The sequence below is a fragment of the Pseudomonas sp. D4-21 genome (assembly GCF_051132125.1).
Taxonomy (GTDB): Bacteria; Pseudomonadota; Gammaproteobacteria; order Pseudomonadales; family Pseudomonadaceae; genus Aquipseudomonas.
In genome coordinates this window covers 2,158,192-2,170,215 of sequence record NZ_CP071664.1, presented here as the reverse complement: position 1 = coordinate 2,170,215, position 12,024 = coordinate 2,158,192, and the positions used below count along the sequence as shown (strand labels likewise).

Annotated in this window: 9 protein-coding genes; all 9 read left to right on the top strand. The window is 61.4% G+C overall.

The window, feature by feature from the left end:
• Positions 1-141: 141 nt before the first annotated feature.
• Entirely contained in the window at positions 142-903 is a 762-nt protein-coding gene (locus tag J3Q04_RS09850; RefSeq protein WP_434559591.1) for a secretin N-terminal domain-containing protein, read from the top strand.
• Between the two features lie 456 nt (positions 904-1,359).
• Positions 1,360-2,685, top strand: coding sequence for an isocitrate lyase (gene aceA, locus J3Q04_RS09845; protein ID WP_018925513.1), 1,326 nt, complete (start codon positions 1,360-1,362; stop codon positions 2,683-2,685).
• 662 nt (positions 2,686-3,347) lie between these two features.
• Positions 3,348-3,761: an NADH-quinone oxidoreductase subunit A gene (locus tag J3Q04_RS09840; protein WP_030141323.1), complete on the top strand. Its 414-nt coding sequence runs from the start codon at positions 3,348-3,350 to the stop codon at positions 3,759-3,761.
• Positions 3,762-3,771: 10 nt separating this feature from the next.
• Positions 3,772-4,446: a NuoB/complex I 20 kDa subunit family protein gene (locus J3Q04_RS09835; RefSeq protein WP_039592874.1), complete on the top strand. Its 675-nt coding sequence runs from the start codon at positions 3,772-3,774 to the stop codon at positions 4,444-4,446.
• A 72-nt stretch (positions 4,447-4,518) separates the two neighbouring features.
• On the top strand, positions 4,519-6,300 hold the full coding sequence (gene nuoC, locus J3Q04_RS09830) for an NADH-quinone oxidoreductase subunit C/D (protein WP_434559593.1): 1,782 nt from the start codon (positions 4,519-4,521) through the stop codon (positions 6,298-6,300).
• A gap of 2 nt (positions 6,301-6,302) precedes the next feature.
• Positions 6,303-6,800, top strand: coding sequence for an NADH-quinone oxidoreductase subunit NuoE (nuoE, locus tag J3Q04_RS09825; protein ID WP_092196990.1), 498 nt, complete (start codon positions 6,303-6,305; stop codon positions 6,798-6,800).
• Entirely contained in the window at positions 6,797-8,155 is a 1,359-nt protein-coding gene (nuoF, locus tag J3Q04_RS09820) for an NADH-quinone oxidoreductase subunit NuoF (RefSeq protein WP_420765866.1), read from the top strand. Before nuoE ends, nuoF begins: the two co-directional genes overlap by 4 nt.
• Before the next feature lie 142 nt (positions 8,156-8,297).
• On the top strand, positions 8,298-11,012 hold the full coding sequence (gene nuoG / locus J3Q04_RS09815; protein ID WP_420765865.1) for an NADH-quinone oxidoreductase subunit NuoG: 2,715 nt from the start codon (positions 8,298-8,300) through the stop codon (positions 11,010-11,012).
• Complete coding sequence (nuoH, locus tag J3Q04_RS09810; RefSeq protein ID WP_039592869.1) at positions 11,009-12,016, top strand: NADH-quinone oxidoreductase subunit NuoH; 1,008 nt, start codon at positions 11,009-11,011, stop codon at positions 12,014-12,016. The genes nuoG and nuoH overlap by 4 nt, the downstream gene beginning before the upstream one ends.
• Positions 12,017-12,024 lie beyond the last annotated feature (8 nt).

Here is a 12,024-nt window from a genome sequence, read left to right as displayed (position 1 = left end):
TCGCCACAAGTACATTATCAGCATCACAAAACGCCCCGCCATCCACCGATGCCGGGGCGTTTTGCCGTCTACCATTCAACTTGCCCCACCCGGGGCCGACAAACTGGCAATATCTAGCCTTTGTCTCGCGGAGAAATGGACATGTCCCTACGCACCTTGCTGACCACCCTGCTGCTCGGCTGCAGCCTGTCAGTCATGGCCGCAACCGAAATCGTACCGCTGAACTACCGCACCAGCGCGGATCTACTGCCGGTGGCACAGAATTTCCTCGGCAAGGATGGCCAGGTCAGCGCCTACGGCAACCAACTGATCGTGAATGCCGAACCGGGCAAGATCGAAGAACTCCGGCAATTCCTGGCGCAACTGGACACCGCTCCCAAGCGCTTGCTGATCACCGTCGACACCAACGAGAACAACCTGCAAGGCGACCAGGGCTACTCGATCAACGGCGCCGCGCCCAGCCAGACGCGCATCATCAACCGCAGCACCGCCAGCCGTGAGGGCGGCGTGCAGCAGATCCAGGCCAGCGAAGGCCAGCCGGCGCTCATCCAGGTCGGTCAGAGCGTGCCATTCACCAGCAACCAGACCGACGGCTACGGTCGCATGCAAAGCCAGACCGAATACCGCAACGTCACCCAAGGTTTTTATGTCACCGCCAGTGTCACTGGCGAGACCGTTCACCTGAGTATCAGCACCAACCGTGACCGCATGAGCCAGGAACGTCCAGATGTAGTGAACGTGCAAAGCACCGACACAACCGTCAGCGGGCGCCTCGGCGAATGGATCACCCTCGCTGGGGTGAACCGCCAGACTCAAGCCGACAAACAAGGCCTGACCCGCAGCTACTCGACCCAAGGCCGGGATGACATGATTCTGCGGGTGAAGGTCGACACCCTGAACTGAAGCACCAAAAACTGACTGATGAGTCGTATTAGACCAAAGATGTAGTGCTTGAAAAAAAGCACTACAAAACGTTTGACGAGCCAAAAAACCGAAGGCATGATGGCCTCGCTCCCGCTAATCAGGGGCCCTGGCAAGGGCCTTCGGGTCGATGCTTGCAACCACCCTGCGAGCCGATTCGTGTCTGTACCGCCCACAAGGTGTGTTTGACGAGGTTGCGACTGGAACGAAGTTGTCCCGAGGGACGGAAGCGTAACTAGGTAACCCGGCATCACTCTGAGTTCGTATAAAGGCCCACGACGCCCGAATGCGCCCGCAGTTCGCCTCTACCTGCTCACTTTCCCCTCGAGCCCATCGTTCATCCCGTCGCCTCCCCGCCTGAACCGACTTGTACGCCAACCCCTGGTCGGCAGGAGCAGGAATTTTCCACCCCAGACCTATGCGACGAGGTTTATCTCCATGGCACTGACACGCGAACAGCAAATTGCAGCCCTTGAAAAAGACTGGGCTGAAAACCCGCGCTGGAAAGGCGTGAAGCGCAATTATTCCGCTGCTGACGTCGTCCGTCTGCGTGGTTCGGTTCAACCTGAACACACCTTTGCGAAAATGGGCGCCGAGAAGCTGTGGAACCTGGTCACTCAGGGCGCCAAGCCTTCCTTCCGCCCCGAGAAAGACTTCGTCAACTGCATGGGCGCCCTGACTGGCGGCCAGGCTGTGCAGCAAGTCAAGGCCGGTATCCAGGCGATCTACCTGTCGGGCTGGCAAGTGGCCGCGGACAACAACTCCGCCGAATCCATGTACCCTGACCAGTCGCTGTACCCAGTGGACTCGGTTCCAACCGTGGTCAAGCGCATCAACAACTCGTTCCGTCGCGCCGACCAGATCCAGTGGAAAGCCGGCAAGAACCCGGGCGACGAAGGCTACATCGACTACTTCGCACCTATCGTGGCTGATGCCGAAGCCGGTTTCGGCGGCGTACTGAACGCCTACGAACTGATGAAGAGCATGATCGAGGCAGGTGCCGCCGGCGTTCACTTCGAAGACCAATTGGCCTCGGTGAAGAAATGCGGCCACATGGGCGGCAAGGTACTGGTTCCTACCCAGGAAGCCGTACAGAAGCTGACCGCCGCTCGCCTGGCGGCCGACGTTGCTGGCGTACCGACCATCATCCTGGCCCGTACCGACGCCAACGCCGCTGACCTGCTGACCTCGGATTGCGACCCGTACGACCAGCCGTTCGTCACCGGCACCCGTACCCAGGAAGGCTTTTACAAAGTACGCGCTGGCCTCGACCAGGCCATCGCCCGCGGCCTGGCCTACGCCCCGTACGCCGACCTGATCTGGTGCGAAACCGCCAAGCCGGACCTGGACGAAGCCCGTCGCTTCGCCGAAGCGATCAAGAAGGAATACCCGGACCAACTGCTGTCGTACAACTGCTCGCCTTCCTTCAACTGGAAGAAGAACCTGGACGACGCGACCATCGCCAAGTTCCAGCGCGAACTGTCCGCCATGGGCTACAAGCACCAGTTCATCACCCTGGCCGGCATTCACAACATGTGGCACAGCATGTTCAACCTGGCGCACGACTACGCCCGCAACGACATGACCGCCTACGTGAAGCTGCAAGAGCAGGAATTCGCTGACGCCGCCAAAGGCTACACCTTTGTGGCCCACCAGCAGGAAGTCGGCACCGGCTACTTCGACGACATGACCACCGTGATCCAGGGCGGCACCTCGTCCGTGACCGCGCTGACCGGGTCGACCGAAGAAGAGCAGTTCCACTGATCTATCGCGTAAACGGCCCTTGCGGACCGAATAAAAGCTAACCGCAAAGCCGACGATCTGAAGCCCCGACTGGTTCGGGGCTTTTTTTTGCCTATGCTTTGGCAGCAATGTCTTCACATGAAAGGATTTTGTGGCGAGGGAGCTTGCTCCCGCTGGCTGCGCAGCAGCCTTTTTGTGAGCGCTTCGCACTCAAGCGGGAGCAAGCTCCCTCGCCACAGGAATCCAGACAAGCCTTAAGGAAGCGCCCCACAGGAAAAGCAAAAAAATTGATCGAACGCAGTATCGGGCAGTCAGAAAAAGAGTAAAACGGCCAGCGCTGACAACTGCCATCACGGCTATATAAGACAAGTTCTCAGTTGTTGCATCGACTACCTGCGGTGCCGCGCAGCCAAACAGTAATAATTATCATTTGAAGGCGCTTTCATTGTTACATATGAAATGAAATTCTTTTGAGGTATCAACAGCCAATCCCCATGGGGCCGGGGCTGCGGGGCCGTGGAGACGTACTATGTCCTTATTCCAATAAATAATTTCGCCATTGGAATTTTACTTGCCCGGTGTTTAGCCATAAAATCACCGCGATTGATTGCTGCGACATATCGTCACTGCGTTATTTCTTTTTGAAGCTCAGAGACCTTTGCTCTCTGTTAAGGATTTCCAGCATGCCCGAAGCGACAGGACTCATGGCCCACAATTGGGGCTTTGCCATTTTCCTTCTGGGCGTCGTCGGCCTGTGTGCCTTCATGCTCGGCGTGTCGAGCCTGCTCGGGTCAAAAGCCTGGGGCCGCAGCAAGAATGAACCGTTCGAGTCCGGCATGCTGCCTACCGGTGGCGCCCGCTTGCGGCTCTCAGCCAAATTCTATCTGGTCGCGATGCTCTTCGTGATCTTCGATATCGAAGCCCTTTTTCTCTTTGCCTGGTCTGTGTCCGTCCGCGAAAGCGGCTGGACCGGATTCGTCGAAGCTCTCGTTTTCATAGCAATTCTGTTGGCAGGTCTTGTCTACCTTTACCGGGTGGGAGCTCTTGATTGGGCTCCGGAAGCTCGGCGTAAGCGGCAAGCGAAGCTGAAACAATGAGGCTTTGGCAATGCAATACAATCTCACCAGGATCGACCCCGATGCTCCTAACGAGCAGTATCCGATCGGCAAGCGGGAAACCGTCGCCGATCCGTTAGAAGATCAAGTCCACAAGAACATCTTCATGGGCAAGCTCGAAGACGTGCTGAACAGCACGGTCAACTGGGGTCGCAAGAACTCCCTTTGGCCGTACAACTTCGGCCTTTCGTGCTGCTACGTGGAAATGACCACCGCCTTCACGGCGCCCCACGACATCGCGCGCTTTGGCGCCGAGGTGATCCGGGCATCGCCGCGCCAGGCGGATTTCATGGTTATCGCCGGTACGCCGTTCCTGAAAATGGCCCCCATCATTCAGCGCCTGTACGAACAGATGCTGGAACCCAAGTGGGTCATTTCCATGGGCGCCTGTGCCAACTCCGGCGGCATGTATGACATTTACTCCGTGGTCCAGGGGGTCGACAAATTCCTCCCCGTGGATGTCTACGTGCCCGGCTGCCCGCCCCGCCCCGAAGCGTTCCTGCAAGGCTTGATGCTGCTGCAGGAATCCATCGGCCAGGAGCGTCGCCCACTGTCCTGGGTCGTCGGTGATCAAGGCGTCTATCGCGCCGACATGCCGTCGCAAAAGGAACAGCGCCGCGAACAGCGAATCGCAGTCACGAATCTGCGCAGCCCCGACGAAGTCTGATCCAGCTCTGCTCTGTAGAAGAAACGAGAACCTGGCTTCATTCTTTACGTTGACCGAAAGCGATAAATAACCATGACTACAGGCAGTGCTCTGTACATCCCGCCTTACAAGGCAGACGACCAGGATGTGGTCGTCGAACTGAACAACCGTTTTGGCGCAGAGGCGTTCACGCTCCAGTCGACCCGCACCGGCATGCCGGTGCTTTGGGTTGCCCGCGCCAAGCTGATCGAAGTCCTGACCTTCCTGCGCAACCTGCCCAAGCCGTACGTCATGCTCTATGACCTGCATGGCGTGGACGAGCGTCTGCGCACCAAGCGCCAGGGCTTGCCTGGTGCCGATTTCACCGTGTTCTACCACCTGTTGTCGGTGGAGCGTAATAGTGACGTAATGATCAAGGTCGCCTTGTCCGAAAGCGACCTCAGCGTGCCGACCGTGACCGGCATCTGGCCGAACGCCAACTGGTACGAGCGTGAAGTCTGGGACATGTTCGGCATCGATTTCCCCGGCCACCCGCACCTGACGCGCATCATGATGCCGCCGACCTGGGAAGGTCACCCGCTGCGCAAGGACTTCCCGGCCCGTGCCACGGAGTTCGACCCGTACAGCCTGACCCTGGCCAAGCAGCAACTCGAAGAAGAGTCCGCGCGCTTCAAGCCTGAAGACTGGGGGATGAAGCGTTCCGGTGCCAACGAGGACTACATGTTCCTCAACCTGGGCCCGAACCACCCCTCGGCCCACGGTGCGTTCCGCATCATCCTGCAGCTGGACGGCGAAGAGATCGTCGATTGCGTTCCGGACATCGGCTACCACCACCGTGGCGCCGAGAAAATGGGTGAGCGCCAGTCCTGGCACAGCTACATCCCCTACACCGATCGCATCGACTACCTTGGCGGGGTAATGAACAACCTGCCGTACGTCCTGTCGGTGGAAAAACTGGCGGGCATCACGGTGCCGGACCGTGTCAACGTGATTCGCATCATGATGGCCGAGTTCTTCCGTATCACCAGCCACCTGCTGTTCCTGGGCACCTACATCCAGGACGTGGGCGCGATGACGCCGGTGTTCTTCACGTTCACCGACCGCCAGAAAGCCTACACCGTGATCGAAGCCGTCACCGGTTTCCGCCTGCACCCGGCCTGGTACCGCATCGGCGGCGTGGCCCACGACCTGCCGCGCGGCTGGGAAAAGCTGGTCAAGGATTTCGTCGAGTGGATGCCCAAGCGCCTGGACGAATACACCAAGGCCGCCCTGAAGAACAGCATCCTGCGCGGCCGAACCGAAGGCGTGGCCGCCTACAACACCAAGGAAGCGCTGGAATGGGGCGTTACCGGCCCGAACCTGCGCGCCACCGGCCTGGACTTCGACCTGCGCAAGGCGCGCCCGTATTCCGGCTACGAGAACTTCGAGTTCGAAGTCCCGCTGGCGACTCACGGTGACGCCTATGACCGCTGCATGGTTCGCGTCGAGGAAATGCGCCAGAGCGTCAAGATCATCGAGCAGTGCATGCGCAACATGCCGGAAGGCCCGTACAAGGCGGACCACCCGCTGACCACGCCGCCACCGAAAGAACGCACGCTGCAACACATCGAGACCCTGATCACCCACTTCCTGCAAGTTTCGTGGGGCCCGGTCATGCCGGCCAACGAATCCTTCCAGATGATCGAAGCGACCAAGGGCATCAACAGTTATTACCTGACGAGCGACGGCGGCACCATGAGCTACCGCACCCGGATTCGCACCCCAAGCTACCCGCACCTGCAGCAGATCCCTTCGGTGATCAAAGGCAGCATGGTCGCGGACTTGATCGCGTACCTGGGTAGTATCGATTTCGTTATGGCCGACGTGGACCGCTAAGCATGAACAGCACGCTTATCCAGACTGACCGTTTCGCCCTGAGCGAAACCGAGCGCTCGGCCATCGAGCACGAGCTGCATCACTACGAAGACCCGCGCGCGGCGTCGATCGAAGCCTTGAAGATCGTCCAGAAGGAACGTGGCTGGGTGCCTGACGGCGCACTCTACGCCATCGGCGAGATCCTCGGCATCCCGGCCAGCGACGTCGAAGGCGTCGCTACCTTCTACAGCCAGATTTTCCGCCAGCCCGTAGGCCGCCACATCATTCGCGTCTGCGACAGCATGGTCTGCTACATCGGCGGCCACGAATCGGTGGTCGGCGAGCTCCAGAGCAAGCTGGGCATCGGCCTGGGCCAGACCACCGCCGACGGCCGCTTCACCCTGCTGCCCGTGTGCTGCCTGGGCAACTGTGACAAGGCACCGGCGCTGATGATCGATGACGACACCTTTGGTGACGTCAAGCCGGACGGCGTCGCCAAACTGCTGGAGGGCTACGTATGACCCTGACTTCCTTCGGGCCCGCCAACCGCATCCAGCGTTCGGCCGAAACCCATCCCCTGACGTGGCGTCTGCGTGACGACGGCGAAGCGGTATGGCTGGACGAATACCAGGCGAAGAACGGCTATGCCGCCGCGCGCAAGGCATTCGCCGACATGGCCGCCGATGACATCGTCCAGACCGTGAAGGACGCCGGCCTCAAGGGCCGTGGCGGCGCAGGCTTTCCCACTGGCGTGAAGTGGGGCCTGATGCCAAAGGACGAGTCCATCAACATCCGCTACCTGCTGTGCAACGCGGACGAGATGGAACCCAACACCTGGAAAGACCGCATGCTGATGGAGCAACTGCCCCATCTGCTGATCGAAGGCATGCTGATCAGTGCCCGCGCGCTGAAGACCTACCGTGGCTACATCTTCCTGCGTGGCGAATACACCACCGCCGCCAAGCACCTGAACCGTGCCGTGGAAGAAGCCAAGGCCGCTGGCCTGCTGGGCAAGAACATCCTGGGCTCAGGCTTCGATTTCGAGCTGTTCGTCCACACCGGCGCCGGGCGTTACATCTGCGGTGAAGAAACCGCGCTGATCAACTCCCTGGAAGGCCGCCGCGCCAACCCACGCTCCAAGCCGCCCTTCCCCGCCGCCGTCGGCGTGTGGGGCAAGCCGACCTGCGTGAACAACGTCGAGACCCTGTGCAACGTGCCGGCGATCATCGCCGACGGCGTCGACTGGTACAAATCCCTGGCCCGTGACGGCAGTGAAGACATGGGCACCAAGCTCATGGGCTTCTCCGGCAAGGTCAAGAACCCTGGCCTGTGGGAACTGCCGTTCGGCGTCACCGCGCGCGAGCTGTTCGAAGACTACGCCGGTGGCATGCGCGACGGCTACAAGCTCAAGTGCTGGCAGCCCGGCGGCGCCGGCACCGGTTTCCTGTTGCCGGAACACCTGGACGCACAAATGTATGCCGGTGGCATCGCCAAGGTGGGCACCCGGATGGGTACCGGCCTGGCGATGGCGGTGGACGACAGCGTCAACATGGTTTCGCTTCTGCGCAACATGGAGCAGTTTTTCTCGCGCGAATCCTGCGGTTTCTGCACCCCTTGCCGCGACGGCCTGCCCTGGAGCGTCAAGCTCTTGATGGCCATCGAGAAAGGCCAAGGCCAACCCGGCGACATCGAGACCCTGCTGGGTCTGGTGGGTTTCCTCGGCCCAGGCAAGACCTTCTGTGCTCACGCACCAGGTGCCGTGGAGCCGTTGGGCAGCGCCATCAAATACTTCCGCCCTGAATTCGAGGCCGGCATCGCGCCAACCCGCGCGGACGATCTCAATCAGGTGGTCTCGCCGACCATGGTCGGCGCGTAACGACGCTTAAAAAGGCGAAGGGTCCGTGCCCTTCGCCTTTCGTTCGATGACGCCTCTTTACCGAGGCTGTTTGGATTCGGACGAACGACAAGATTCCATTAGCCACGCCCGCTGACACCGGGCCAACGAAGAACTTTGAACCATGGCCACTATCCACGTAGACGGCAAAGAGCTCGAAGTCGATGGCGCAGACAACCTGTTACAGGCATGTCTGTCGCTGGGCCTCGACATTCCTTATTTCTGCTGGCACCCCGCCCTTGGCAGCGTTGGCGCCTGTCGCCAGTGCGCGGTCAAGCAGTACACCGACGAGAACGACAAGCGTGGTCGGATCGTCATGTCCTGCATGACCCCCGCCACCGACGGCAGCTGGATCTCCATCGACGACGAAGAAGCGAAAGTGTTTCGCGCCAGCGTCGTCGAATGGTTGATGACCAACCACCCTCACGACTGCCCGGTCTGTGAGGAAGGCGGCCATTGCCACCTGCAAGACATGACCGTGATGACCGGCCACAACGAGCGCCGTTATCGCTTCACCAAGCGTACCCACCAGAACCAGGATCTCGGCCCGTTCATTTCCCACGAGATGAACCGCTGCATCGCCTGCTACCGTTGCGTGCGTTTCTACAAGGACTACGCCGGCGGCACCGACCTGGGCGTGTTCGGCGCCCACGACAACGTCTACTTCGGTCGCGTTGAAGACGGCACCCTGGAAAGCGAATTCTCCGGCAACCTCACCGAGGTCTGCCCGACCGGTGTGTTCACCGACAAGACCCACTCCGAGCGCTACAACCGCAAGTGGGACATGCAGTTCGCGCCAAGCATCTGCCACGGCTGCTCCAGCGGTTGCAACATCAGCCCGGGCGAGCGTTACGGCGAACTGCGCCGCATCGAAAACCGCTACAACGGTTCGGTGAACCAGTACTTCCTGTGCGACCGTGGCCGTTTCGGCTATGGCTACGTCAACCGCAAGGATCGCCCGCGCCAGCCGCTGCTCGCAAACGGCGCCAAGCTGAGCCTGGACGAAGCCCTGGACAAGGCCGCCGAGCTGCTGCGCGGACGCAACATCGTCGGCATCGGTTCGCCTCGCGCCAGCCTGGAAAGCAACTACGCCCTGCGTGAGCTGGTCGGCGCCGAGCACTTCTACAGCGGCATCGAGGCCGGCGAGCTGGAACGCATCCGCCTGGTGCTGCAAGTGCTCAAGGACAGCCCACTGCCCGTGCCGACGATGCGCGACATCGAAGACCACGACGCAGTGTTCGTCCTCGGCGAAGACCTGACCCAGACCGCCGCCCGCATGGCCCTCGCCCTGCGCCAGTCGGTCAAGGGCAAGGCCGAGGACATGGCCGACGCCATGCGCGTCCAGCCATGGCTCGACGCCGCCGTGAAGAACATCGGCCAGCACGCGCTGAACCCGCTGTTCATCGCCAGCCTCGCTGAAACCAAGCTCGACGACGTGGCCGAAGAATGCGTCCACGCCGCTCCGGACGATCTGGCGCGCATCGGTTTTGCCGTGGCCCACGCCCTGGATGCCAGCGCCCCGGCCGTCGACGGCCTGGACAGTGAAGCAGCCGCCCTCGCCCAACGCATCGCCGACGCCCTGCTGGCCGCCAAGCGTCCGCTGATCATCGCCGGCACCTCCCTGGGTTCCAAGGCGCTGATCCAAGCCGCGGCCAACATCGCCAAGGCACTGAAGCTACGCGAAAAAAATGGCTCCATCAGCCTGGTTGTACCTGAGGCCAACAGCCTCGGCCTGGCCATGCTTGGTGGCGAATCGGTCGACGCGGCGCTGCAAGCGGTGATCGACGGCAACGCCGACGCCATCGTCGTGCTGGAGAACGACCTGTTCACCCGCACCGACAATGCCAAGGTCGATGCCGCCCTGAGCGCCGCCAAGGTCTTGATCGTCGCCGACCATCAGAAAACCGCCACCACCGACCGCGCCGACCTGGTGCTGCCGGCGGCAAGCTTCGCCGAAGGCGACGGTACGCTGGTCAGCCAGGAAGGCCGCGCCCAGCGCTTTTTCCAGGTTTTCGACCCGCAATACCTGGACGCCAGCATTCTGGTCCACGAAGGCTGGCGCTGGCTGCACGCCCTGCGCGCCACCCTGCTGAACCAGCCGATCGACTGGACGCAACTGGACCACGTCACGGCCGCCGTTGCCTCGAGCACTGCGCAACTGGCCGGTGTGGTCGACGCCGCGCCGTCCGCCGCGTTCCGCATCAAGGGCCTGAAACTGGCTCGCGAACCGCTGCGCTACTCCGGTCGCACCGCGATGCGCGCCAATATCAGCGTCCACGAACCGCGTACTCCGCAGGACAAGGACACCGCGTTCGCCTTCTCCATGGAAGGTTACTCGGGCTCCGCCGAACCGCGCTCGCAAGTGCCGTTCGCCTGGTCGCCGGGCTGGAACTCGCCGCAGGCCTGGAACAAGTTCCAGGACGAAGTCGGCGGCCACCTGCGTGCCGGTGATCCGGGCACTCGCCTGATCGAAAGCCAGGGCGATGGCCTGGGCTGGTTCGCCAGCGTCCCACGTGCCTTCAACCCGGCACCGGGCACCTGGCAGGTCGTGCCGTTCCATCACCTGTTCGGCAGCGAAGAGAACTCTTCCAAGGCCGAGCCGGTGCAGGAGCGCATCCCGGCCGCCTACGTGTCGCTGGCCAAGTCCGAAGCCGATCGCCTGGGCGTCAACGACGGTGCCCTGCTGAGCCTGAACGTGGCTGGCCAGACCTTGCGTCTGCCGCTGCGCATCAATGAAGAACTGGGCGCCGGCCTGGTGGCCCTGCCGGCTGGCCTGGCGGGTATTCCACCGGCGATTTTCGGCAAAACCGTCGACGGTCTGCAGGAGGCAGCGCAATGAGCTGGTTCACCCCTGAAGTGATCGCCGTGATCCTGACGGTCCTCAAGGCCATCGTGGTCTTGCTGGCCGTGGTGGTCTGCGGCGCGTTGCTGAGCTTCGTCGAACGTCGCCTGCTGGGCTGGTGGCAGGACCGCTACGGTCCGAACCGCGTCGGCCCGTTCGGCATGTTCCAGATCGCCGCCGACATGGTGAAGATGTTCTTCAAGGAAGACTGGACGCCACCGTTCGCCGACAAGGTGATCTTCACCCTGGCACCGGTCGTGGCCATGAGCGCCTTGCTGATCGCCTTCGCGGTCATCCCGATCACCCCGACCTGGGGCGTGGCGGACCTGAACATCGGCCTGCTGTTCTTCTTCGCCATGGCCGGCCTGTCGGTGTACGCGGTGTTGTTCGCCGGTTGGTCGAGTAACAACAAGTTCGCCCTGCTCGGCAGCCTTCGGGCCTCGGCCCAGACCGTGTCCTATGAAGTGTTCATGGGCCTGTCGCTGATGGGCATCGTGATTCAGGCCGGCTCGTTCAACATGCGCGACATCGTCGAGTACCAGGCCCAGAACCTGTGGTTCATCATTCCGCAGTTCTTCGGCTTCTGTACCTTCTTCATCGCTGGCGTGGCCGTGACTCACCGTCACCCCTTCGACCAGCCGGAAGCGGAACAGGAACTGGCCGACGGTTACCACATTGAATATGCCGGCATGAAATGGGGCATGTTCTTCGTAGGCGAGTACATCGGCATCATCCTGATCTCGGCACTGCTGGTGACGCTGTTCTTCGGTGGCTGGCACGGTCCGTTCGGCATCCTGCCGCAACTGTCCTTCGTCTGGTTCGCCCTGAAGACCGCGTTTTTCATCATGCTGTTCGTTCTGTTGCGCGCCTCGATCCCGCGCCCACGCTACGACCAGGTGATGGATTTCAGCTGGAAATTCTGCCTGCCGCTGACCCTGATCAACATGCTGGTGACCGCTGCGATCGTTTTGATGAACGCGCCCGCGGCCGCGGTTCAGTGAGGATTTGA

Excerpts from the sequence above, each read along its gene's own strand:
- J3Q04_RS09850 (WP_434559591.1), top strand. The coding sequence starts at position 142 with ATGTCCCTACGCACCTTGCTGACCACCCTGCTGCTCGGCTGCAGCCTG.
- aceA (WP_018925513.1), top strand. The coding sequence starts at position 1,360 with ATGGCACTGACACGCGAACAGCAAATTGCAGCCCTTGAAAAAGACTGG.
- J3Q04_RS09840 (WP_030141323.1), top strand. The coding sequence starts at position 3,348 with ATGCCCGAAGCGACAGGACTCATGGCCCACAATTGGGGCTTTGCCATT.
- J3Q04_RS09835 (WP_039592874.1), top strand. The coding sequence starts at position 3,772 with ATGCAATACAATCTCACCAGGATCGACCCCGATGCTCCTAACGAGCAG.
- nuoC (WP_434559593.1), top strand. The coding sequence starts at position 4,519 with ATGACTACAGGCAGTGCTCTGTACATCCCGCCTTACAAGGCAGACGAC.
- nuoE (WP_092196990.1), top strand. The coding sequence starts at position 6,303 with ATGAACAGCACGCTTATCCAGACTGACCGTTTCGCCCTGAGCGAAACC.
- nuoF (WP_420765866.1), top strand. The coding sequence starts at position 6,797 with ATGACCCTGACTTCCTTCGGGCCCGCCAACCGCATCCAGCGTTCGGCC.
- nuoG (WP_420765865.1), top strand. The coding sequence starts at position 8,298 with ATGGCCACTATCCACGTAGACGGCAAAGAGCTCGAAGTCGATGGCGCA.
- nuoH (WP_039592869.1), top strand. The coding sequence starts at position 11,009 with ATGAGCTGGTTCACCCCTGAAGTGATCGCCGTGATCCTGACGGTCCTC.